The organism is Aquibacillus saliphilus (genome assembly GCF_020404745.1).
GTDB classification, from domain to species: Bacteria; Bacillota; Bacilli; order Bacillales; family Amphibacillaceae; genus Aquibacillus; species Aquibacillus saliphilus.
Genome location: NZ_JAIZAP010000004.1, coordinates 158,030 through 181,505 on the forward strand (window position 1 = coordinate 158,030; position 23,476 = coordinate 181,505).

The following is a 23,476-nucleotide window of genomic DNA, read 5'->3' on the forward strand; positions in this document are numbered from 1 at the left end:
AGGACGTGATGAAATGGCAGATATAATGATGTGTACTCATCAAAATTGTGATTTAGCAGATGATTGTTATCGGTTTACTGCACCGCCAAATAAACATGATCAAGTGTATATTGCTTACCCTCAACCAGATTGTGAAGAAGACAGTTATAAATTATTTATTAGCAATGAATAACCAAATCAACACACAACAAGTGTGATTATATAAATAAAATTACAAGGGAGTCGGTTTTAGTTTTGAAAAAATACCAGAAAATTATCGCAGGAGTTATCGTAGCAGGTTCAATATTCGCAGTAGGGAATTTAACAGGAAATGCAAACACAGACTGGTCAACAAGGGTTAAAATTGACAATAACGCAGAAGTTGCAGCAGTCAAAGACCAGATTAGAGACGAAATGTTAACAGATATTGATTCTACGATTGAAGAGCTAATTAAATCAAAATTAGAAGGAACAATAACAGCAGAAAAACAAGCTTTGATTGATGAGTTAGAAATTTATTTTGACGCTAAATTAGAAGATATTGAAAATACAGAAAAGTACGCTGAAATCATGACTATGCTAGAGTCAGGATTTAGAAATGCTGAATCCATTATGAAGTCAGAAATCGATAAATCTTTTGAGGAAGCATTGGAATGATACTCAGAGGGTTGAAATGGTATGATGTGATACGTAAATATCAGCCGGACGCTACAGATGATGATTGTCATTACATATTATGGGAGCATACAGCCTTCCCTTTGACAGATGAGTTTACTATACATAGTCAAATTAAGAAGTATTTTCAATCAGTAGGGGATTAGTACCCCTACCCCCCCCCCCCTATAAAGGATGGTGAAAATGAATAAAAAAGAAGAACAAAAGAAAATTGATGAAAATGATAAGTATGTGATCGAGAAGATTCAGGAAATGTATGAACAGAATGGTGAGAAGGAAGAGGAGTAAACGTTAATTTAATAGTATATGTGATATAAATAAAAAATATTCATAAAAACTGTTGACTTAATATATAAATAGGATTATACTATAATTACAGGTAAAATAATAACAGGGAGGGGAAAGGAATGAGCGAGGAATCGAATGTTAAAGTTGGAGATTTCGTTATAGTAAACAAGCCGAACGTAGATTGGCACAATCAAAAGGTAGTTGTGACCGATGCAAATCCAATCATAGCGTCAGATAGTGTGCTTTGGCAGGGAAGAATTATTGCTGAAGATAGCTACGGTATTACATACGTATTGCAAGACGGGGAGTATAAATTAGTAGACAAGCCTATTCCGGCTAAGCCGACAGATAAGATTGCGCCGTTACATAGAGACAAAGCAACTCAGAAGCCTTTTTATATTGTTACTTCGTCAACTGAAAACGGAGTTAGTTTTTATGACGATATGCAATATAAGAGATCGTTGGGGTGGGACAAGGTGAAACTTGTTAAAGATGAAGATACATGGGATGTGCTTTATGACTTATCTGAGCAAGTTAGACTACTTAAACAGGCGTATATCGAATCAAGTACTCTGGTAGCTGATGATATTAAACAAACGATAGATAAGTTGCAACGAGAAGAGTAGTTTACTAGATTCATTATAGGAGGTGATGGCAAGCTAATACATATTTTTCATGCTATATATAAATAAAATTATACTATAATAAGAATAAAGGGAGAGATTTGATTGGCAGAATTACAACCAACTTACGGTAATTTTAAACTTAGAGGGACTGTTCAGGGCTTAACTAACAGTAAATTTTCTTTCAATGACGATGATACTAAGAATGGATTTCCACAACATCAGTTAAAGTTTAGTATTAAGACTAGCGATGACAATGTTGTTAAAGTCGAATTAAGGGGATTTAAGTTTGATAAAATAAGAATCCAACCAATTGACAGAGACGATAACAGACAAGATGAAGTGGCAAGAGGTGAGACAATTCCTGATGGATGGAATGTATTCATGGGAGTAACTACTGGTCTAGAATTGGACGATGATGGAAAAGTAAAAAGAGACAAAGATGGTAAAACGGTATCTCAAAGCATGGATCAATACGATGCAGCAAAGTATATCCATGAAAATTTAAAAGACGGAGATACAGTATTTGTTGGTGGTCGGAATGAGTTTAGTATGTTTGACAGTCAACAGGGAGAAAAGATTATTAATTGTAAAAAGTCAATTAATAAAATCTATCTGTCAGACAATTCAATTGATGTTGATGAAGAAGGATTTGAAGAGCTTTCTTCATTTGATCAGAATGTCATTATTAATGGCGTTGATGTAGATAAAAAAGAAAAGAAGGCATACATTTCTGCCTACATAATCGCAAAAGATTTTGGTGAGATTAAAACTGTTCCAGAGACATTTTGGATTAATGGTGAAGAATACTCCTCTTTGATTAGTAAATTGAAAAAGTTACCATTTGGTTCACAAATAAAGGTTTCTGGCAATATTCATAGCCGACCTGTATATCAAGATGTTCAAGTGGACGTTGATGATGGATGGGGTGAAAAACCTGTAGGATTCCAACCACAACAAAATCAAAAGTCTGTATCAGGGGTAGATAAATCATTTGAAATCACTCGTGGATATCCTGAAACAATTGAAGAAAGAAAGTACTCTCAGAAAGACTTGTTTCCACCAGAAGAAAAGAATGGCAATCAAGATGAAGGAAATCCTTTTAAGCAACAAGAAGATAACAACGATGACTGGGGTAAGTCGCCTAATTCAGATGATTCGAATATCGATCCTTTTGCCGAAAGCGATGACTTTTAATGCAGGTTGACTTTTAATGCAGGTTGACTTACAGATCGAAGAGGATATAAGAAATGAGATATTTAAAGTAATGAAGATATTGAATATATCTAGGATGCCTACATCAAGTGAGACACGGTTAACCAACAGTGTGCTAGACTCTAAAATCTCAAGATATGGTGGTTATATTTCATGGGCGGATAAACTGAATCTGTCCATGAAAAAGAGGATAAATACGTATAATGAAGACGATATAGAGTCACACATAGTAAAGTGCATGGCTCAACAGGGTTTAACAAGGATGCCTACATATCATGAAATAAAAGAATATGATAACGATACGACATCTTTATCAAACGCCATTATGAAAACAAAAGGATTTAAAGGATGGGCTGAATATTTAAATCTTGAGATTAAAGAAAGCGATACTAAGTTTGGTCAAAATGGAGAAGATGTCGCTGTTGAAAAAATACGATCATTAGGGAAAGAAGTTTTGAACTTGTCCACTATTGCACCATACGACCTACTTATAAACAACCATGTTAAAGTGGACGTAAAATCAGCAACTATTTGGGAAAGAAACGGTAAAAATACTTACGCATATAACATGCCTAGTAAGTATCATAAATGTGATATTTTCTTATGTCTTGGATTTAATGAAAATCGAGACCAGGTATTAAATTGGTACCTGATACCAAGTAAATTGTTAGACGTGTCTACTGTTTACATAAATGCAGATGGAAACAATAAATACTCAAGATTTGAAAACCGATGGGACTACATTGATCGATATAATGATTTTTATAAATGCTTGATATAAATAAAATTATATAAAAATACAATAAGAATAAAGGGAGAGATGTTCATTAATGGGACGTAAATTTGGTAAAAGGAATGTAATAAAAGTTGACCCTCTAGCTTATAACATTGGTTTGTTAGGGGAGTCAGGCATTGGTAAAACAACACTAGCAGTTGAATTTTGTGATAAATTAGTAAGCGAGGACGGGTATATTCTATTAAATATTGGTAAGGAAGATGGAGTAGATGCTATCCCTGATGCAGTGTACGAAAACATTCCTGATTGGGAAACTTTTGAGGATTTTGTGGATGACGTTGTAGAAAACCGCACAACTGACTATAAAGATTTGCAAGTTGTTGTCTATGATACAATCGATGAGCTATTTCGTATTGCCGAACCAGAAGTAATTCGTCTGCACAATTTAGAATATCCCGAAAAAAGAACAAAATCAATAAAGGCTGCGTTTGGCGGATTTATGGCTGGCGAAGATAAAGCTATTGAAATTGTTCTAGATAAGATGTGGGAACTTAAAAGTGTAGGAGTTCAAATCATGGTTTTAGGTCACACCAAAATGCGAGGGAAAACAGATGTTGTTTCTGGCGAAGAGTACGACACACTAACTGCAAATCTTGCTAATCGTTACTTTAACGCAATTAAAACAAAATTGCATGTGCTAGGCGTTGCGTCTATCGACAGGTCTATCGCAAAACACAGAGTAAAACAGAAGATTGGCGATGATAAGACTGTTGGCAAGGTTACGGACGAAAGTCGTATTATTACATTCCGTGATGACAACTTTAATATTGATTCTAAATCACGGTTCTCTGAAATCATTCCACAGATTGATTTGGATGTCGATCAATTCATTAGTGCAGTAGAAGGCGCTATTCAAAAAGCACACGATAAGCAAAAAAGCAAAAAAGGTAATATTAAAGAAGTAAAAAAGGAACAAGCGAAAGAAAAGATAGAAAAGGTTAACAAGATTGTTGAAAAAGAAAAAGAGTTAGCAAAGCATAACGAAAACGATCTTAAAGCTGAGCTTAAATCCTTGCTAAACGAAGTCGATAAGGAACAATTTAAAGAACGTTTGCAAAATGAATTAGGTGCAAGCAAACCTGCTGAATTAGATACTAAAGAGAAGTTGTATGATGCAGTAAATATTGCAAAATCTATTAAATAATGGAGGATATATGAGTATTAATAACAAAAATAATAGAATAAAAGACATCTTTTATACTTTACTCGGAACTCTCATTATCACTTCATTTATTTGGTACATATCAACTGGGGGATGGGTTAACGAAGACTCATCCCCTTCAGTTGTCTTACAGGATATTGATCCTTTGAGTGGTTCAGGTAAAACGTTGATAGGTGAAGTATTAAATCCAACGACACACGAAGAAGATACAAGTATGTGGACAACCATAAACCTTGATGAATCAATAAAAATTGAACATTTACAAATAGAAAATCAACGTGAAATTAGTATGGAAGATAAGGTGAAAATGGATAAACAAAGCGTTTCCCATGACGGAAAAGTAAAACAATTGTCTAGTGAAAATGCTATAACTGAAACAAGCGATAATGAGACAAGTAGTGGTGAATATAGGACATTCGAAGTAACAGCATATTCAGCAGGAGTAGAGTCCACTGGGAAAACACCCGATCATCCTGATTATGGCGTAACGGCAAGTGGTAGAACGGTTCAACGCTATCACACGATTGCATGTCCACCTAACATGGATTTTGGTACAAGGGTTTACATACCATATTTTGATAACACTTATACATGCTTCGATAGAGGGTCGGCTATAACACGAGGGAAAATAGACGTATATATGAAATATGTTGAGGATGCTAGAGAATTTGGAAGACAGTCTTTAGAAGTAAAAATATTAGATTAAGGAGATGATTTTAATAAGTGTAATTTATTGTCGTGATGGTGAGAAAGTTATAGTAGACGATTCAATTTATGAGAAATTACGCTATTACAAATGGTATGTAGACAGAGGAAGTCCTGCAACATATACCCGTATCGAAGGCAAATATAGACGAATGTATATGAAAAAATTAATATTATTTGAGTTAGGTGAGTTTAAAGATATAGATGATTTGATGAAGCAAAAAGTTTACAATGCTGATGATGATAACTTTAACTGTATGCGAGACAATCTTTCATTTATTAAAAGTAATCAATTCTACATTGACAAAGGATCATATGTAATTATTTATACACGTAAAAACGAAGAGGTTTTACTAGATAAGGATATTTGGAATCAAATTAAGACTAAATCAGTTTACTTGGCAGGTGGTGTAACACCAACGATGTCTAGTTTCAATGGCAAGAGAGGTGTTTCACTAATCCAATTAGTTTTAGATGTCCCTAATGCAACTAATCAAATTTATTATAAAAATGGCAATTCTTGTGATCTTAGAAAAATCAACTTGACTAAAAGCATGAGAACTGTTGTTGACAAAGGTGAATATATTGAAGTTGTTTTTGACAATGGAGACATTTGCTTAGTAGATGACGACCTATTGGAGTTTGCGAAGAATAATATATTTATTTTGAGTGGTAACGGTTATGTTTATATAAACGTAAAAGGGAAAAGAGTCGGATTGCATAGAGTAATAATGAATGCAAAAGATGAAGAAATTGTTGACCATATAAACTGGAATCCATTAGACAATAGACGAGTTAATTTAAGGTTGGGTACTCAAAGTCAAAATATGCTAAACAGGAAAAGTCGCCAAACAAACAATTCTAGTGGGTACAGGGGTGTACATAAAGCAAACGGAGGCAAATGGGCTACACGAGTTACAATTGATGGAAAGACTGTTCGATTAGGAACTTTTGACAACCCTAATGATGCTAACAATGTAGTTGCCAACTACAGAAAAGAAAATATACCATTTAGCGAAATGGACAAATAAAAATACTAAATTTAAAAGGGGAAATAATATATGGAATTTTCAGAAGTGTTAGGTAAACACGTAAAGGTAAAATCACACTACGAACCAGCATTGCTAAAGGATTATGTTGAGAGAGTAGGCTTTATTACCAATCAGAACGAAATGGATGATGGAATAATGTTCTATAGAATCACATTTACTGATCAAGTTGATGACTGGTTTACAGAAGACCAATTCGAGTTTGTAGATTAAGGAGGGATTGAGAACATGCAGGAAAAAGATAGTATTAATCATCCATCTCATTACAACTCAGGTAAATTTGAAACAATTGAAATTATTGAGGAGATAACAAAAGGTTATGATGATGGGTTTGTCAGTTATTGTGTTGGGAATAGTCTGAAATATCTAGCAAGAGCACCATATAAGCATGATGGAATAGAAGAAGATTTGAATAAAGCAGCTAAATACTTGGAATTTGCACTAAGGTATGTTGATAATGCATCCAATAATTGAAAATATAGAAAAAATTTACGCAAAATACGGCAAAAACATAAAGAATAATCGTCACCTAATACTTGCATATTTTAAAGAGATTGATGGTGTTAGGTGGGATTCTTCTCACATATCAACTCAGGATTTTCTAAATAAAACGACGGATATTTCAGATATATTGAACGCAAAAATGATGTTAGAAGTAATGAAAAAGGAGAGATAAAATGGAAGAAATAACAGAAGGATATAATTTAGTTGTAGGTCATCCAATGGGTATGCCAATGATGCATATAGTGTATTCCGATAAGAATCTAATTGAAGAATATAAAAATGCTGTTATCAATCAAAATAAATTCTTTACTTGGGTTGGTGGGAGTTTTGAAATGAGATATGTCTTAGGTGTTTTTAAGCTGTAAATGGCATGTTTTATCAGGTTATATAAATAAAATTATAGTGAAAGGGAGAATGAAATGAAAAAATTTAAAGAAAAAATTAACACTTGGTATCTTAAAAAGGTTGGTATCCCATTTTTGGAGAATCGACTACCCAAAGAGGGAAATAAACTGTTAAATAAAAAGATAAACTTGCAACAAGAAATAATAAAAGTTACGGGAGAGTTAGAAGAAAATAATAAAAACTTAGAGAGAGTAAGAATATTTAGAAAAACAGAAATGTAAATAAACTCTTGAGGAGGTGGATTTAAATAGAATTAAATAAGATATATAATGAGGATTGCTTGACTGGTATGAGTCGCATTGAAGATAAGTCAATCGACATGATACTTTGCGACTTGCCTTATGGTACAACTGCTCAGAATAAATGGGATGTTGTTATTCCTTTTGATAAATTATGGAATCAATATAAACGAGTTATTAAAGATAGTGGTGCAATTGTTTTAACTGCAGCCAAACCATTCTCAGCACAATTAATAATGAGTAATCCTAAATGGTATCGTTATGACATTATTTGGCAAAAAAATAAGAGTACAGGATTCCTAAATGCTAAACGAATGCCATTAAGATCACATGAAGAAATTTTAGTATTCTATAATAAGTTACCAATATACAATCCACAAAAAACTAATGGTCATAAACCAGCGAATGCTTACACGAAACATACTAGTGATGGTACTAATTATGGTAAAACAAAAATTGGCGTAAGTGGTGGAGGTCAAACAGATAGGTACCCAACGTCAGTATGGGATATTAAGGTAATGAATAACGACGATCCTAATAAATGGCATCCGACCCAGAAACCTGTTGAACTGTTTAAAAAATTGATACTTACATATACAAATGAGAGTGATATTGTCTTAGATAATTGTATGGGTGCAGGGACGACTGCTGTTGCATGTATTGAAGTAAATAGAAGCTACATAGGGTTTGAGAAGGATAGAGATTACTATGAGAAATCTCTAAGGTGGATTAATAATAAAAAATATGATGCGAGGTGATAAAAATAAATTTTAAGGCTTGGGATACAAAATATCTAGAGTATATAGACGACTTTTTAATCACTCCGAGTGGTGAAATTATGATTACAGACGATAGGTGTGGGGCGTGTGATCAATATTTTTATTATGTGCCTGAACAAAAAGTAAAATTAGAATCATCAAATTAAGTTATATTTCTCATTAAAAGGAAATTTTTATCACAACAACAGGAGGAATTACAGTGAATGAAGAACTAATTAAGGATTTACTAAATAAAGCAGATGAATCAATCGAGTTAATCAATACACATGAAGATGAAGCATTAGAAAATCTTAAACATAGCATATACGATACAATATTAAATCATTTACAAATTGAAGATGATATGGATATACGTGATCCTTATTATGAAATATTATTCAATTATGAATTGAGGCAAATTAATCAGGAGCAAGTTATAAATAAATTGAAATTAATTTGACAATATGCTTGATATATAAATAAAATTATACTATAATAGTGTTAAGGTTAATATAACAGGAGGTGAAAATTATCGCTGGATTAGATGAGGTAATAGAAGACTATGAGAGAATGATTTACGACATTATGCACAAACTTCTTAAGACCAACAGGAAAAATGAAATAGAAGAAAAGTTGTCTCTACAAGGAATGGCTTTGGAAGATTTCATTCAAGAAGGAAAGATCGTAATCATAAAAGCTCAGAAAAGTTACAATCCTGACTTGCAAGTTAAATTTGGTACATATGTATATAGAATTATTTATAATAAAATGATAACTCTATTAAAAAGAAATCATCTTATTCATTATCCAGACAGCATGGAATATACTGAAAGATTAAGTCATGCAACTACAACAAAAAGTACAAGTCAGCCTTTGTCACATACAGCAACTTTAACTTATGAGGATATTATAATGGATGAAGCTGATACGATTGACGGTAAAATTATGGAAATGGATATAAAGGAAGCTTTTAATATGTTAAATGAGAGAAGTCGAGATGTTCTTATTAAATATTATCAAGGTATGACTTTTACACAAATAGCTGATCATTATGGAATATCTAGACAAGCAGTAAGCAAGATGAATATTAGAGAAGTGAAAAAGTTGAGAAAAAAGTTAACTGGATATGGACACTCAAGAAAAAGGAGTGAGGTGAGTGAGACAGTTTAAATGTCAATATTGTAAAAATAAAGATATAGATGAAAAAATGGTCATCGTAAAACATGGCAAACAGAATAAGCGATATCATAAGGTTGAATGCTATGATTTATACATAAAAGATCAAGAATTTAAACAACAAGAAAAATTAGAATTAGATGAGTTAGTTGAAGTTATTAAAGAAGTTCATGGGATAGAAGTTGTTCCGCCTCAATTTTTCAGTTATCTACAAGACTTACGCAATGGTAATCAACTGTTTGGCAAGGTTGGACAGAAGAAAAGCAAGTCTGGTTATAGTTATAAAGCGATTTCTATGACGTATGAGGAAAATAAGGACACTATTAATTGGGCGAAGAATAACAGAGATTTCAATGGAACTATGAATCTACTTAAATACACGAGAGCAATTGTGGCTGATAAAGTTGGACAAGTTGCCTATAGGATTGAAAGTAGAGATCGTAAAAGAGAATTTGAAAAAGCTACTGAACAACAAGCGGAAAGTGTATTTGAGCATATCAACAAACAACCTAAAAAGTATAAAAAAACAGATTCAAAAAAAGATGCATCAAGTTTCTTAGACTAGAGGTGATAACTTTTGACAGATAAAGTATTAGAAGATGACAAATTAAAAGACGAGGTTTATCCGTCTGAATCCTTTTTAACAGCGTTATTTTGGAAACACCCTGAATTTTATTTATATTATCCGGCAGATAAAGTGAGTGAAAGATCATTCGGTAATAAAGTATGGGGATTCTTCTTCCAACTTGGACGTTATGCACATCAAAGAAAATTACAAAACTTTGATGAAATAGCTATCTCTCAAGTCGTTAAAGAATATGGCTTAGAAAAGAAGTTTGAACAGTACGGCGAATTTGATTTCATTAGTGAGAATATGGACTATGTTAAAGACAAAAAGGATAACTTTGAAAAGTATTACGAGGAAGTTAAGAAGTATAATCTTTTAAGAAGTTTAAGAGATGTATTTGGAGATAAAGTTTCTCAGAATACAGAAAAGTATAATTATAAAAAGATGAACAGGTTTCAAGTGCAAACATACTGGCAAGATATTGTTAATGAGATTGCTATAACTAATGATGTTCCTATAAAAGAATATGATTTGTTTGATCCAGATGAAATGAGAGAAATGGTAAATGAATTAGATATTGAGTCTGATTTTGGAATGCCGATGTATAATTCAGACAAGTTAAACGAGATAATGCAAGGTTGGGGAGACAATACTTTAACAATTCTTTCAGGTTTCTCAGGTAATGGTAAATCATCGTTTTCTGTACATAGTTTAATAATAGGTTGCTTAGTTAACAAAGAGAAACTGTTAATTATGGGAAATGAAATGGGTGTTAGAGCATATAGAAAACTTGCATTAATAACTATAATGGGTTCAAAAGATTTATATGAGAAAACAAATGGATTGAAAGGATTTGACCGTAAGAATATTAATAAAGGTGATTTTACAGACGAAGAAAAGGCACGTCTTCATGCAGCGATAACGTGGATTGAAGAAAACCTTGAAGGTGATAATGCCTTAGTCAAATTTGTACCACTTGACGACTATACAATCGATCACGTTGAAATGGTTATGAGGCATTATGCTCATCGTAATTACAGAAAAATGATTTTAGATACAGCGAAACCCACTGAAGGGGGTGGTAATTTACCACGTTGGCAACGATTCACAGAGGATTTTGAACGGATTGGTTCTTTGATGGAGAAGGATACAGGATTAGACGTTTCATTGTTTGCAACTGTTCAAGCTGCAGATGAAGCAATTAGAATGAGATATTTAGATGAAAGATGTTTAGGCGATTCTAAGAAAATTAAAAACGTAGCTGACACAGTTCTTCATATGCGTCCAGTTAGAACAGATGAGTTAGAAGGTGGCAAAAAAGCCATTGAAGTTTACGATTTCTTCCCCAAGGATATGCCAAAAGATAGAATAGAACGATTACAAAAACAAGGTTGGGTAAATGACCCAGAGTTTAAATCAGATAACAAACCATATTGGAAGCTAAGGAGAAAATTGGATAAAGAAAGTGTTTACTATTTAATATTTACATCAAAAAATCGACGTAATGAATCAAACCTTACGGGATTAGACGTGTTGGTTTTAAAAGTAAACTTTAATTCAAACAAATGGGATGAAATTGGTTGGACGAAAGATGTAGAAAGAGATACTAATTATTAAGATATTTGGGGGAGGGTTGATTGAACGAATTACAGGCTATAAAAGAGGAAATATTTAATCTTGGATTAGTTAAACCATTGTTAGAATCTGTTGGGTGTGACGAGGTAAAACAAAATGGAAATCGCATGGAAGGCACTAGACCAAATGGAGATAACAATAGAGCTTTTTCTGTTTACCTAGACGAACAATTGACTGCTAAAGTTTGGACAAGAGATGTTAAAACTGGTGATATCTATGATTTAATTAGCTATTTTAAATTTAATAAAGACACACCTGAAGGAATGAAAACAAACCTCAACAAGTCTAAACAATACATAATCAATACGCTGAAACTTAAAGGTTTTAAAAATGTAAAAGAAGACGGCACACCTGACTATAATTTCCACTTACGTAAACACAACAAGAAAAAGAAACTTCATGAACCAAATCCAACATTAGAAGAATCAGTTTTAAATGAATTCGTTAATTTGCCATTTGACAAATGGATCAGTGAAGATGGTATCGAATGGGAAACGCAAAAGGAATTTGAAATAGGGTTTGATATATTATCAGAGAGGGTTACATTCCCAGTTAGGAGCAAAGAGGGGAGTATAGTTGGGATTAGGGGTAGGGCAACGAGAATAGAAGATGAGCATAAAGCAAAATATCTTCCCATCTATTCATTTTCTAAATCGAAAGAGTTATTTAATTTACATAGAGCGCTACCACATATAATTAAAACAAAAACTGTCATTGTCTTTGAAGCTGAGAAAAGCACAATGTTAGCACATCAATTTGGTCATAAGAACACCGTCGCTATTATGGGAAGTGATTTATCGGAAATACAAGCTACAATGTTAAAATCAATCTTTCCGAATCTTCGTATAGTTACAGGATTTGATAAGGATAAAACAATTAGTAAAACAAAAGAAATGGTATATGAATTAAGGGATTACGATAACTTATTTGGAATTTACGACACTGAGGATATCTTAATTGGAAAAGAAGCTCCTGTTGATCAAGGCAAAGATGTTTTCGAAAACCTATATTACAACCACTGTCACAGAATAAGTTAACTTAAAAAGGAGTGGATGACATACCAGAAAAGTTCACTGACACTGATGATATATTAGGAAACAAGTATAATAAGTTCCTAGTTTTAGATTACGATGGATGGTATTCCAAAGGCAATCCTACAAATAAAAGGCACTACTATAAATGTTTATGTGATTGCGGAAATCCCAAGACTGTACAAAGAGGTCATTTAATTTCTGGAAGATCAAAAAATTGTGGCTGTGGTCGTTTAGAAACATTGTCAAAAGTTGGTAGGACTCATGGATTAACAAACACTAGAATTTATCATATTCATTTTGATATAAAAAGAAGGTGTTACAGCGAGAACAATCATGCTTACGAATACTACGGTGGAAGAGGTATAAAAGTATGTGATGAATGGACAAACAAAGAGAATGGATTTATCAATTTTTATAATTGGTCTATGAAAAATGGATATAGTGATGATTTGACGGTTGATAGGATTGATTCAAATGGAGACTATGAACCTGAAAATTGTAGATGGGTAGATAGACAAGTACAAGCAGAAAATACAAGACAAGCTGTTAAAGTAAATGCTATAGATACTGAAACAGGAGAGGAATTCAGCTTCCCTACCATAGCTAGTTGTAAAAGATTTACAGGTGCAGATCCAAAAACTATGAAGAGAAGCAATAATGGTCAAAGAACACGTGGTAAGTGGAGGTTTAAAATTAATTTATGATTTATATAAATAAAATTATAGTATAAAAGGTGGTAGGTTAAATTGGAAAAGTATCTAATGATATATCCAGATGGGCATTCGAAGCAACATGAAGTCCTAGACAAACTTGAGTTTTACCATCTATTGTATGAAATTGATAACAATTATTCCCGATTATTAAAGTGGGATGTAGTTGAAGAAATATGGAACGAGGTGAAAACTTGATACTGCTTCAATATATAAGCTATGTTTATGATTTAGTCGGTTGTAATTTTTGGTATATCAATTTTAAGGGGTCAGATATAGGTTTGTTTGATAACTGTTCATGGGAATCATTTAAAAGGAATGAATACGGAGAGGGCTGAGGACAATGCGTGATTACTTCAAGTCTGTTGAGGGCTTGAGATTATTAGTTGTTTTGGGATGTTTGTCATTTTGGGGAGTATTTATTACTGTTGTCATTCAACTTGCTCAATTATTTAGATAGGGGATGTCAAAGTGGATTACAGAGATGAGAATTTAAGAATATTAAGTAAACATAATTACGGAATAGAAGAGTTGGATGTGCATGGTAAAAAAGGTGTCGATGTATATAATCAACATCATTTGTTTGTAGGAAGGTACGACAACCACGAAGACTTATATAACAAACTTGTGTATAGATTTAAATAAAACAAGGGGTGGGCGAAGGGTGAAATTTGAGGTTAATGACGAGGTTTATGTTGTAGAGTTTAACGATCATGGCAAAGTAATAGAATCGCTGTCGTCTAAGACATATAAGCAAGGAGAATGGAAATCATTATATAGACACAAAGTTAAATTTTCCTCAGGAGTTAAGATTTGGGTTGATGAAGAAGATTTATCATTTTATAACGAAAATATAACCGTCTCACTAGAAACGGAATTGATGTTACTGGATACATTGATTGATAGTAGTTTAACAGATAAAGATAGAAAGTCATTCTATAGATATACAGATTTAAAAACTAAATTAGAAAAAGGCGGTGCTTGAATTGGTTTATGAGATTAATAAATTAATAAACTCAAACATTTCGTCATTTAATAGGATAGGTTGGTTTCTCTATACGAGAGATTTAGAGAATGGTTTATCAGGAAATGACATTCAATTGTTAATAGAATTATTGTTAGAAGAAGAGGTAGAAATTAACAATATGAGAGAAGAAGATAGAATTGAGCTAGCTAATAGTTGGATGGATGAATAACCTGATAAAACTGCTCTTTTAGTTTATATAAATAAAATTATAGGATAATAAGGAGGTAATTAATGAATATATTATCTTTATTTGATGGAATATCATGTGGTAGGGTTGCTGTAGATAGAGCGAATATTCAAGTAGATAATTATTATGCTAGTGAAATAGAAAAACCAGCAATCGAATCAACCATGAGAAATTTTCCAGATACAGTACAATTAGGTGACATTAATCAACTAAATGAAGACTTTCTTGGAACTCTGCCTAAGATTGATATCGTTATGGGAGGGAGTCCGTGCCAAGGATTTAGCAGAAACGGAAAAGGATTGAATTTTGATGATCCCAGAAGCCAATTATTATTAAAGTTTATCGATATACTAAATTGGATTAAGGAAAATAATAATCCCAACGTTAATTTCCTACTTGAAAATGTAGTAATGAAACAAGAATGGCAAGATGTCGTTACTGAACGCATAGGTGTTAACCCTACAAACATTAACTCTTTCTTGGTGTCTGCACAAAAACGTCCAAGATTATATTGGACTAATATTGAAGTTAGTCAACCGATTGATAACAATATTAATCTAATAGATATATTGGAAGATAACGTATCTGATGATTATATAATTAGTGAAGAGTTAATGAAAAGTAAGCCAATTGAAATCAAGGGGAATATGATTGATCGATTTATAACGATGGACGGCAATCAAGTGATTGTCAGAAACGCTACAAAACAAGGATATTTAATTGCTGAAGAAGGGGATAGCATTAATCTTTCAGTACCTAATTCCAATACTCGTAGAGGAAGAGTGGGGAAAGGAAAGTCAAACACACTAGACACACAATGTAATCAAGCTGTATTTATAGACGGTAAAATAAGAAGATTAACTTTAACTGAACTAGAAAGATTGCAAACATTACCAGATGGATTTACTGAAGGATTGAGCAATTCATCAAGAAAGAAAGCAATTGGCAATGGATGGACGGTGGATGTGATAGCTCATATTTTAAAAGGAATTCGATAAAATGTTCGTTTTATTAAGTGTTAAATGTTGTCTAAAATTAAGTAAGAGAAAAGGAGAATGAAAATGGAAAATATAAAAGTTAATCTGCATAAGAAAGGTGCTCGTTTATTAAAAAGAGACACTGAAGGTCAATGGTTGTTAGACAGCAAAGAAATCGGGCAAGAGCAAGCTGTCTCTGAACTTGTTGAAGCCGTACAGGATTTAGGTGGATGGTGTCAAGTTGCAAAAGATGTTTTAGATAATGATGATTTCGATATGGTGCAAGAATCTTATAACTATCACGAAGAATAATTTATAGACTAATTAAACTGCCACTTAAAAGAAAGGGAGATGGAAATGACATTGCGATATTCGCTTTTAACTCTAAAAGATAAACGTGAGAAACTGCGAGGAAAATTAAACGATATTGATGAAAGTGTTTATGAAAATAGACATCCAAAAGAAAATATTGAACGATTAAGAACAAAAATTAAAAACGACATTAGCGACATAGACTACTCAATAGAAATCTTAGAAGAACATCATATGAATTATGAATAAGCAATACAACACATAAAAGGTTCATTTTACAAGGAAGGGATTGGAAAAGAAGAGGATTATGGAGATTAGAAATCCGTTACCTAAGTCGTAAAGTTTTTGTCGGGAAATACACAGTAAAGTTTTTTAATCATAAATAAATATAAATAAAATTATAATAAAGAGGAGAATGATTAATGTTAGAATCACGTAAAGAGAGAAGATTAGAAGCACGTCAAAATGGGACTGAGTTTGTACCACAGTATAACTCAGGAGTTAGATTTGATGGAAAAGGTAAAGAAATTAAAGTTGGCGGAAATCCTAAAACTTATAAGGAAATGTTGGGCGTTGGATACGAGAGATTTAATAATAAATTTGTTCAGTTTAAGGATAGTAAAAAAGGTGTGAAAGTTACATTCAGTTAATGTTTTACTGAGGTTGGAAAGGAGAACATGGATGGAAAAATATGAAAGGGTATATGATGAATTTTGGAAAGATATCGTAGAGGAGAACGGCAAAGTAAACTTAGACCAAATTAAAAGAGAACTTGCTGATTATCGCCAATTACTTAATGACGTTCCCAAAGTTTATGAAGAAGTTTGTGGTTTATCTAAGGCTAATACTAGACCAGATTACGTTATAAATTATCTGAATGACCATTACATAGTGAAAGAATATGCCTTAGACGATTTAAAAGACTTTGTTGAGGATGGTTATATATCATGGGAAGATATTAAAGAGTATTTAACTTAAAATTTGCCTTTTAAAAGGTGAGAAAGGGTGGATAAAATGCTAAGGTATTGCTTAGGTCAGCACCTGTTTGAAGATGGCAATACTCCTATAACAAAGACATACTCTATAGATGAATTTATCGAGGCAGTTAATGAGACTAGTAACGAGCAAGTAGTTTGTAAAGAATGTTGGGAAAATATAATGAAGGAAAATGAAACTAATTAAAACTTGCATTTTACAAGGAAGGGGAATGGTGAATGACTGAGAAAGATCAGTATGAGTTAGAATTAGATAAAGTTAGAATACAAGAAGAGACGAAACGTGACTTGTATTCTAAGATATTTTGGATAGTATTCTGGTTTATGGTTATTACAGGATGCACCATTACTGAACTTTCATACTAAAGTTATTACAACTGAAAGAAATTCACGTTTTATAAGGAGAGAGATAACGAATGGGTAAATTTTTAGACGTAAGATTAAACAAAATTCATGCCCGTGAGATATTAGATATGTTTGATGATTGGGATGAAGATTTTGTTAGTGAAGATCCTGGTTATCAAGACGGATATATAGGGGCAACTAAAGATATTTTATCAACATTGAATCTTAACAGAAGAGATATTGAAGATTTATTAAAGTAAATGTGACATTTTATAAGGAAAGGAGGGATTAAATTGATAACAACTATCATCTTTTTAATTTATTTATTAACAGTAGTGCTAAGTTATTTATTATTTAGAAAAGTATATGCTCTACACGGAGGTGATGCAGATTACATTCCTCATAGATTGACAATCATTTATATGTTTCTACCAATAATGAATATACTTTTATCATTCTCAATTTTATGTTCATCCTATATCGAGTTTTCTAAAAAGGAAAGGTTTCAAGATAGATTTGATTATAAAAAGTTTTATAAAATGAAATAAATTTTAAGTGTAAATAAGGGGATGATTTATTGATATTTTTCACAATTATTATGTTAATGGTTGAAGTTTTCTTATTAGCATATGGCAAACCATTTAAACAAACTATGATCGACTTAGGTGAAGAGTCTATTAAGAAAGCTAAGGTTGGTGCAGACAATTATAGACCAAGTATAGACTTAGGATTACCATCACTCGGATTAATATTAACTATGGTATCAACGTTAGTATTTGATTTGCTCTACCTTTCATTAGCATTTGGGCATGACCCATTAGCTTATCCAACGTTGTCATTACTAGGACTATACGTATTGTCTATAATTGCAGCCGTAATAAAAGGTAAAATAAAGCCTGATTTAACAACTGATTCTGGAATACATAAATATAGGAATAAGTTGAAAAGTGGACGAAGCTTTATAAGTATAGCGTCAATATTAATTTGGATTGCCTATTATGTATATATGCTATATGTGTTAATAGTATAAATAAAAGAAGGCTTTTAAAAGGAAGGAGAGTGGTTAATTGAAATTAGAAGATGCCTTGAAAACTGTCGAGGTACTGTCTGGCATGAATCATATTACGAATCAACAGAAGAAATTATATGATAGAGCCGAAAACTTATTAAAACAATATAAAGGAGAAGATAAAATGACAACACCATCAAAAACAAGTTATGAGCAAGCATTAGAAACTGCAAAGAAATATGAGAAACGCCAACGTGAATTAAAGTATATTGATGATCAATTAAGTGCTAAACTACAACAATTTACTCAGGTTAAATTTAGAGTTAATACGTCACGTAGAGAAGTTACATTTGCTGGAATTGTTAATGGAGAGTTAAAGTTGACTACTTCTAAATGCAGTGTAAATGATTGTTTTGAGGTTAATATAGGAAAATTGATAGCTGTAAAGAAAAGTTTAAAGGAAAAATTAGACGATGTAACTGATTTAGTTGAGAGTGAAAATAATATCACAGTTGATACAAGTGGATTCCAATTACGTGACCATATAATTTCTAATCCTACTTGGACAATTTCTAATTAAAAACTACCTTTTATCCAGAGAAAGTGGTCGGTAAAAAGGACTGCTTTCTCTTTAATATAAATTAAATGAATAGAAGTCATACCATTGACTTTTTATATAAATAGGATTATACTATAATAGTACGTTAATTTAATAAGGAGAGTGGTAAATATAGAATGGAAATCTAAAAGCAGCGTTCCTTATGACGGAAATTTAAAAAGTTATTTATCACGGGTTAGGAACATTGATGATGTAAACTTATTCTTAAATCCAAGTAGTAAGAGTACACATAGTCCTTTATTATTGAAGAATATAAGGGAGGCGATACACAGGATTGAATTAGCTATTAAAAATAATGAGAAGATTGTTGTTGTAGCTGATCCAGATCCCTGACGGAGTATTATCAACGGTTATGATGGTAGATTATTTAAAACGACACACTGATAATGTTACATTCATTGCACATCAACGTTCAGAAGGTCATGGTATTGGTAGTGATGATAACATACCAAAGGATACAGACTTATTATTAATATTGGATTCATCAAGTTCTGAAGCAGATGAGTGCAAAGTGCTATCTGAAACAATGGATATTGTAATTATTGATCACCACAACTTAGAAAGAGAAAATCCATATGTAATACTGGTTAATCAACAACAACAAGATAGTTACCCTAATCCATATAGTTGTGCAACATTGTTGGTATTTAAATTTATTGAGTTAATGGATTATACATATAATAAAGTTGATACAAATTATTACTTAGACTTAGTAGCTTTAACATTGTTATCGGACAGTATGAATATGTTAATACCTGAGAATCGTTATTTTGTTTACAAAGGTATGCAGAAGATTAATAATGTAGGTTTGTTGGCATTAGTTAATGCTAGTAGGAATCAAAATAAAACTTTAACAGCACAGATATTCAATTTTGATATTATTCCAGTTATTAATACTACAACAAGAAATAATGAAATAGAAAAAGCATTTAAGATAATGTTTGAGAAAGACTATTTCAAAGCTAAACGCATGGCAGATTCACTAATAAAATCCAACAAGGATCGCAAGCAGAGAATAAAAGAATTGATGAAGCAGTATGAAAAAACAATGCAAGATGAAAAGTTTATTTATGTAGTTGACAAAGAAGCTACAAAAAACTATAACGGATTAGTTGCTCAAAAGTTATCGGATAAATATAAGAAACCTGCATTAGTATTGAAGGATAACGGAGAGTCATATCAAGGTAGTTATCGTTCTTATAATGGATTTGATGTACAAAGTTTCCTAAAGAACAACCCCTATGCTGAGTTTGCTGCAGGACATCCCGAAGCCGGAGGATCTGAAGTTAAAGTTGAAAACTGGGACAAATTTAAACAATACATAAATGACAACATAGACGATGAATTATTTAAGTCTGTGATTGAATATGATATTGAGTTAACCGAAGATGATTTAACGTGGGAATTGGTAGAAGGGATATTGGAATTCGATCATGTGTATGGCAACGGTTCGACCAAAATTGTTGTAAATATAAATAATGTATTCATACATGAGAGAGAATTGTTTCCTCCTAATAAGCCTGAACATGTGAAAATTAAATCAGATAAACTAGACTTGATGAGTTTCAATGACAGTAAATATGCTAATGATGTCGGTGCGTTCGATGAAATTTCAGTAATTGGAACGTTAAGCATTAATGATTTTAAGAAAAACGAAAGACGAATTCAATTATTTATTGAGGATTATAGAAAACATTAATAGGAGATGATTAGTTGGCAAATGTAACGGTCTATACTAAATATGGTTGTCCTCAATGTGAGATGACAAAAACTGTCCTACAAGGAGAAGGAATCGAATTTAATACAATTAACGTAGAAGATGATCAAAATGCTTTAAACTATGTTAAAAATGAATTAGGGTTTTCTGCTATGCCAGTTATCATAAAGGATGGTATTGATCCAATAGTAGGATTTAATCCTGATAGATTAAAAGAGTTGCAAGATTAAATGCTAGTTGCTTACCTTTCAATCACAGGTAATTGTAAGAGATTTGTGGACAATTTTGATGTTGAATCCATTGAGATAAATCCTGCAAATCCTTTAGTTAACGTAAATGAAGACTATATTGTAATTTCTCCAACTTATGAGTATGAGATAACAGAATCAATAAACGAGTTTGTAGAATATAATGATAACCTTAAACATTTTAAAGGTGTTGTAGGAAGTGGCAATTATAACTTCAATGATTTATATATATTCACAGCTAAGGATTTATCAGAAAAATATAAAGTCCCAATATTACATGATTTTGAATACTTTGGGACAGACAGAGACGTGGAAATAGTTAAGGAGGTATTGGATAAACTTGCAATCACCAGAACTGAACAATAAACCTAAAGAAGATACATATTTCACTTTGAACAATTTATTAAACATACCAAAAGACGATAAAATCCAATTAGGAAAGGATAAGGAAGCCGTAACAGCATACTTCTTAGAACATGTTAACCCGAATACAGTTTTCTTTTATACATTGGATGAAAAGTTAGATTATCTAATTGAAAACAACTATATTGAGGAAGAATTTTTAAACAAGTATGATAGAAAATTTGTAAAGAAATTGTTTCAATACGTTTATGATAAAAAGTTTCGCTTTAGATCATTTATGGGTGCTTATAAGTTTTACGGTAGGTATGCTATGAAAACAGATGACGGTCAACGTTACCTTGAAAGATATGAGGATAGACTGGCTTTTAATGCATTATATGGTGCTAACGGAAATAAAAAATTAGCAATGGATTTAGCCGAGGAGTTAATAACACAAAGATACCAACCAAGTACACCAACTTTTCTTAATGCTGGTAAAAAGAGAAGAGGAGAGATGGTTAGTTGCTTCTTAATAACAATGGCTGACGATATGAATTCAATTGGTCGAGCAGTTAATTCAGCATTACAGTTATCGAAACTAGGTGGGGGAGTTGGGCTTAGTTTTTCAAATATTAGGGCTAACGGTGATCCGATTAAAGGAATTGAAAATCGTGCAAGTGGTGTCGTTCCTGTAATGAAAATGTTTGAAGATGCATTTACATACTCTAATCAGCTTGGGCAGAGGGATGGTGCTGGTGTCGTCTACTTAAATGTATTCCATCCAGACGTTGTTGATTTCTTAGCAGTAAGAAAAGAAAATGCAGACGAAAAAGTAAGAATTAAAACACTTTCATTAGGATTAGTTGTTCCTGATAAGTTTTATGAGTTAACTAAAAATGATGAGTTTATGTATTTATTCAGTCCACATGACGTTGAAAAAGAATACGGAATATCATTTTCTCACATTGACATTACAAAAGAATATAACAACTTAGTTAGTAATCCTAACGTTCGTAAATCAAAAATAAAAGCAAGAGATTTAGAAACAGAAATCAGTAAATTACAAGATGAGAGTGGTTATCCATATATAATTAATATTGACACTGCTAATCGAAATAACCCTGTATTTGGCAAGATAGTAATGAGTAATTTATGTACCGAGATATTTCAGACACAAAGGGAATCAGTTATTAATGATGATCAAACTTTTGAAGTATTAGGTAGTGATATTAGTTGTAATTTAGGTTCTACTAATATTGTAAATCTTATGGATTCACCTGACTTTGGAAAATCGATTAGAGTTGCTACAAGAGCTTTGTCTCAAGTGTCCGATAATTCATCCATTGATGTTGTACCAACGGTTAAAAATGGAAATGATTTATCTCATTCAGTTGGTCTTGGGGCGATGAATTTACATGGATATTTAGCTAAGAATCAAATACAGTATGGATCGGATGAATCAGTCGAGTTTACAAGTGTTTATTTTCTTTTAATGAACTATTGGAGTTTGTATGAGAGTAATAAAATAGCAAAAGAAAGAAAGAAATCATTCTACGAGTTTGAAAAGTCTGCTTATGCAAGTGGTAAATATTTTGATAAATATCTTAACAATGATTGGCATCCAAAACTAAATAAAGTAATTGAATTGTTTGAAGGTATTCATATACCAACTGTTGATGATTGGATTTCATTAAGAGATTCTGTTCAAAAACATGGTTTATATAATAATTACCGATTAGCAGTTGCACCCACAGGATCAATTAGTTATATAAATGAATCGACAAGTTCCATACATCCAATTATTGAAAAAATTGAAGAAAGACTAGAAGGTAAGACAGGTAAAGTTTACTATCCTGCTCCATATTTGTCAGAAGAAACAATACCTTATTATAAATCAGCTTATGATACAGATATGCGAAAAGTTATTGATGTTTATGCTGCAGCACAAGAACATGTTGATCAAGGATTGAGTATGACTTTGTTTATGAGGTCTGAAATTCCAGAAGGATTATATGAGTGGAAGAATGGTGGAGAGCAAAGAAAGACAACTAGGGATTTAAATATATTAAGAAATTATGCATGGAAAAGAAATGTCAAATCAATTTATTACGTCCGAACATTTACTGATGATGGTGATGAGATAGGTGCTAATCAATGTGAGAACTGTTCAATTTAAA

General features: G+C 32.2%; 39 protein-coding genes. All 39 read left to right on the top strand.

The genetic code is table 11. The features are described 5' to 3' along the window. Positions 1 to 13 precede the first annotated feature (13 nt). The 39 genes from LD272_RS06195 to nrdE all read left to right on the top strand — a co-directional run bounded on the left by LD272_RS06195 (position 14) and on the right by nrdE (position 23,475). Positions 14 to 172 carry a hypothetical protein gene (locus LD272_RS06195; protein WP_226035726.1) on the top strand — a complete coding sequence of 53 codons (159 nt, stop codon included), beginning with the start codon at positions 14 to 16 and terminating at the stop codon, positions 170 to 172. Positions 173 to 234: 62 nt separating this feature from the next. Further along, complete coding sequence (locus LD272_RS06200; RefSeq protein WP_226035727.1) at positions 235 to 636, top strand: hypothetical protein; 402 nt, start codon at positions 235 to 237, stop codon at positions 634 to 636. Next, positions 633 to 800, top strand: coding sequence for a hypothetical protein (locus tag LD272_RS06205; RefSeq protein ID WP_226035728.1), 168 nt, complete (start codon positions 633 to 635; stop codon positions 798 to 800). Before LD272_RS06200 ends, LD272_RS06205 begins: the two co-directional genes overlap by 4 nt. A gap of 261 nt (positions 801 to 1,061) precedes the next feature. Beyond that, positions 1,062 to 1,568, top strand: coding sequence for a hypothetical protein (locus LD272_RS06210; protein WP_226035729.1), 507 nt, complete (start codon positions 1,062 to 1,064; stop codon positions 1,566 to 1,568). A 102-nt stretch (positions 1,569 to 1,670) separates the two neighbouring features. Then, positions 1,671 to 2,762, top strand: a complete 1,092-nt coding sequence (locus LD272_RS06215) for a YorF family protein (RefSeq protein WP_226035730.1) — start codon at positions 1,671 to 1,673, stop codon at positions 2,760 to 2,762. A 16-nt stretch (positions 2,763 to 2,778) separates the two neighbouring features. After that, positions 2,779 to 3,561, top strand: coding sequence for a hypothetical protein (locus tag LD272_RS06220; RefSeq protein ID WP_226035731.1), 783 nt, complete (start codon positions 2,779 to 2,781; stop codon positions 3,559 to 3,561). 49 nt (positions 3,562 to 3,610) lie between these two features. After that, entirely contained in the window at positions 3,611 to 4,720 is a 1,110-nt protein-coding gene (locus tag LD272_RS06225; RefSeq protein WP_226035732.1) for an AAA family ATPase, read from the top strand. Positions 4,721 to 4,730: 10 nt separating this feature from the next. Continuing rightward, complete coding sequence (locus LD272_RS06230; RefSeq protein ID WP_226035733.1) at positions 4,731 to 5,444, top strand: 3D domain-containing protein; 714 nt, start codon at positions 4,731 to 4,733, stop codon at positions 5,442 to 5,444. A 4-nt stretch (positions 5,445 to 5,448) separates the two neighbouring features. Next, a complete protein-coding gene (locus LD272_RS06235; protein WP_226035734.1) occupies positions 5,449 to 6,474 on the top strand; it encodes an HNH endonuclease in 1,026 nt (341 codons plus the stop codon). Between the two features lie 30 nt (positions 6,475 to 6,504). Then, a complete protein-coding gene (locus LD272_RS06240) occupies positions 6,505 to 6,705 on the top strand; it encodes a hypothetical protein (RefSeq protein ID WP_226035735.1) in 201 nt (66 codons plus the stop codon). A 15-nt stretch (positions 6,706 to 6,720) separates the two neighbouring features. Continuing rightward, the gene (locus tag LD272_RS06245) at positions 6,721 to 6,966 is read left to right on the top strand and encodes a DUF3310 domain-containing protein (protein ID WP_226035736.1); all 246 of its coding nucleotides are present in this window, start codon (positions 6,721 to 6,723) and stop codon (positions 6,964 to 6,966) included. Between the two features lie 203 nt (positions 6,967 to 7,169). Then, complete coding sequence (locus LD272_RS06250) at positions 7,170 to 7,361, top strand: hypothetical protein (protein ID WP_226035737.1); 192 nt, start codon at positions 7,170 to 7,172, stop codon at positions 7,359 to 7,361. Between the two features lie 54 nt (positions 7,362 to 7,415). Next, the gene (locus LD272_RS06255) at positions 7,416 to 7,622 is read left to right on the top strand and encodes a hypothetical protein (RefSeq protein ID WP_226035738.1); all 207 of its coding nucleotides are present in this window, start codon (positions 7,416 to 7,418) and stop codon (positions 7,620 to 7,622) included. Between the two features lie 68 nt (positions 7,623 to 7,690). Then, complete coding sequence (locus tag LD272_RS06260; RefSeq protein ID WP_226035739.1) at positions 7,691 to 8,398, top strand: DNA-methyltransferase; 708 nt, start codon at positions 7,691 to 7,693, stop codon at positions 8,396 to 8,398. A 220-nt stretch (positions 8,399 to 8,618) separates the two neighbouring features. Further along, positions 8,619 to 8,858 carry a hypothetical protein gene (locus LD272_RS06265; RefSeq protein WP_226035740.1) on the top strand — a complete coding sequence of 80 codons (240 nt, stop codon included), beginning with the start codon at positions 8,619 to 8,621 and terminating at the stop codon, positions 8,856 to 8,858. A 62-nt stretch (positions 8,859 to 8,920) separates the two neighbouring features. Beyond that, a complete protein-coding gene (locus tag LD272_RS06270; RefSeq protein WP_226035741.1) occupies positions 8,921 to 9,568 on the top strand; it encodes a sigma-70 family RNA polymerase sigma factor in 648 nt (215 codons plus the stop codon). Further along, a complete protein-coding gene (locus LD272_RS06275; protein ID WP_226035742.1) occupies positions 9,555 to 10,139 on the top strand; it encodes a YorH family phage-derived protein in 585 nt (194 codons plus the stop codon). The genes LD272_RS06270 and LD272_RS06275 overlap by 14 nt, the downstream gene beginning before the upstream one ends. A gap of 12 nt (positions 10,140 to 10,151) precedes the next feature. Beyond that, entirely contained in the window at positions 10,152 to 11,759 is a 1,608-nt protein-coding gene (locus tag LD272_RS06280; protein ID WP_226035743.1) for a replicative DNA helicase, read from the top strand. Between the two features lie 20 nt (positions 11,760 to 11,779). Next, positions 11,780 to 12,814, top strand: coding sequence for a hypothetical protein (locus LD272_RS06285; RefSeq protein WP_226035744.1), 1,035 nt, complete (start codon positions 11,780 to 11,782; stop codon positions 12,812 to 12,814). 11 nt (positions 12,815 to 12,825) lie between these two features. Further along, positions 12,826 to 13,515, top strand: coding sequence for a hypothetical protein (locus LD272_RS06290; protein ID WP_226035745.1), 690 nt, complete (start codon positions 12,826 to 12,828; stop codon positions 13,513 to 13,515). Positions 13,516 to 13,557: 42 nt separating this feature from the next. Then, entirely contained in the window at positions 13,558 to 13,719 is a 162-nt protein-coding gene (locus tag LD272_RS06295; RefSeq protein WP_226035746.1) for a hypothetical protein, read from the top strand. Between the two features lie 273 nt (positions 13,720 to 13,992). Further along, positions 13,993 to 14,166 (top strand): hypothetical protein, encoded by a 174-nt coding sequence (locus tag LD272_RS06300; protein ID WP_226035747.1) that lies wholly within the window; start codon positions 13,993 to 13,995, stop codon positions 14,164 to 14,166. A gap of 19 nt (positions 14,167 to 14,185) precedes the next feature. Next, positions 14,186 to 14,506 (top strand): hypothetical protein, encoded by a 321-nt coding sequence (locus tag LD272_RS06305; protein WP_226035748.1) that lies wholly within the window; start codon positions 14,186 to 14,188, stop codon positions 14,504 to 14,506. 1 nt (position 14,507) lies between these two features. Then, positions 14,508 to 14,717: a hypothetical protein gene (locus LD272_RS06310; RefSeq protein ID WP_226035749.1), complete on the top strand. Its 210-nt coding sequence runs from the start codon at positions 14,508 to 14,510 to the stop codon at positions 14,715 to 14,717. Between the two features lie 62 nt (positions 14,718 to 14,779). Further along, the gene (locus tag LD272_RS06315; protein ID WP_226035750.1) at positions 14,780 to 15,733 is read left to right on the top strand and encodes a DNA cytosine methyltransferase; all 954 of its coding nucleotides are present in this window, start codon (positions 14,780 to 14,782) and stop codon (positions 15,731 to 15,733) included. Positions 15,734 to 15,796: 63 nt separating this feature from the next. Next, positions 15,797 to 16,024: a hypothetical protein gene (locus LD272_RS06320; RefSeq protein ID WP_226035751.1), complete on the top strand. Its 228-nt coding sequence runs from the start codon at positions 15,797 to 15,799 to the stop codon at positions 16,022 to 16,024. Between the two features lie 45 nt (positions 16,025 to 16,069). Next, positions 16,070 to 16,273 (top strand): hypothetical protein, encoded by a 204-nt coding sequence (locus LD272_RS06325; RefSeq protein WP_226035752.1) that lies wholly within the window; start codon positions 16,070 to 16,072, stop codon positions 16,271 to 16,273. A 173-nt stretch (positions 16,274 to 16,446) separates the two neighbouring features. After that, the gene (locus LD272_RS06330; protein WP_226035753.1) at positions 16,447 to 16,674 is read left to right on the top strand and encodes a hypothetical protein; all 228 of its coding nucleotides are present in this window, start codon (positions 16,447 to 16,449) and stop codon (positions 16,672 to 16,674) included. Between the two features lie 31 nt (positions 16,675 to 16,705). After that, positions 16,706 to 17,002, top strand: coding sequence for a hypothetical protein (locus LD272_RS06335; protein ID WP_226035754.1), 297 nt, complete (start codon positions 16,706 to 16,708; stop codon positions 17,000 to 17,002). A gap of 27 nt (positions 17,003 to 17,029) precedes the next feature. Further along, entirely contained in the window at positions 17,030 to 17,206 is a 177-nt protein-coding gene (locus tag LD272_RS06340; RefSeq protein WP_226035755.1) for a hypothetical protein, read from the top strand. 32 nt (positions 17,207 to 17,238) lie between these two features. After that, entirely contained in the window at positions 17,239 to 17,385 is a 147-nt protein-coding gene (locus LD272_RS06345; RefSeq protein WP_226035756.1) for a hypothetical protein, read from the top strand. 50 nt (positions 17,386 to 17,435) lie between these two features. After that, positions 17,436 to 17,624: a hypothetical protein gene (locus LD272_RS06350; RefSeq protein ID WP_226035757.1), complete on the top strand. Its 189-nt coding sequence runs from the start codon at positions 17,436 to 17,438 to the stop codon at positions 17,622 to 17,624. 33 nt (positions 17,625 to 17,657) lie between these two features. Further along, complete coding sequence (locus tag LD272_RS06355) at positions 17,658 to 17,912, top strand: hypothetical protein (RefSeq protein ID WP_226035758.1); 255 nt, start codon at positions 17,658 to 17,660, stop codon at positions 17,910 to 17,912. A gap of 29 nt (positions 17,913 to 17,941) precedes the next feature. Then, the gene (locus tag LD272_RS06360; protein ID WP_226035759.1) at positions 17,942 to 18,394 is read left to right on the top strand and encodes a hypothetical protein; all 453 of its coding nucleotides are present in this window, start codon (positions 17,942 to 17,944) and stop codon (positions 18,392 to 18,394) included. A gap of 37 nt (positions 18,395 to 18,431) precedes the next feature. Next, positions 18,432 to 18,953 carry a hypothetical protein gene (locus tag LD272_RS06365; RefSeq protein WP_226035760.1) on the top strand — a complete coding sequence of 174 codons (522 nt, stop codon included), beginning with the start codon at positions 18,432 to 18,434 and terminating at the stop codon, positions 18,951 to 18,953. Between the two features lie 364 nt (positions 18,954 to 19,317). Then, positions 19,318 to 20,691: a DHH family phosphoesterase gene (locus tag LD272_RS06370; RefSeq protein ID WP_226035828.1), complete on the top strand. Its 1,374-nt coding sequence runs from the start codon at positions 19,318 to 19,320 to the stop codon at positions 20,689 to 20,691. Positions 20,692 to 20,705: 14 nt separating this feature from the next. Next, positions 20,706 to 20,939, top strand: coding sequence for a glutaredoxin domain-containing protein (locus LD272_RS06375; protein WP_226035761.1), 234 nt, complete (start codon positions 20,706 to 20,708; stop codon positions 20,937 to 20,939). Beyond that, entirely contained in the window at positions 20,940 to 21,323 is a 384-nt protein-coding gene (gene nrdI / locus LD272_RS06380; RefSeq protein WP_226035762.1) for a class Ib ribonucleoside-diphosphate reductase assembly flavoprotein NrdI, read from the top strand. It begins immediately after the preceding gene. After that, a complete protein-coding gene (gene nrdE / locus LD272_RS06385; RefSeq protein ID WP_369413939.1) occupies positions 21,298 to 23,475 on the top strand; it encodes a class 1b ribonucleoside-diphosphate reductase subunit alpha in 2,178 nt (725 codons plus the stop codon). Before nrdI ends, nrdE begins: the two co-directional genes overlap by 26 nt. Position 23,476: the final 1 nt, after the last annotated feature.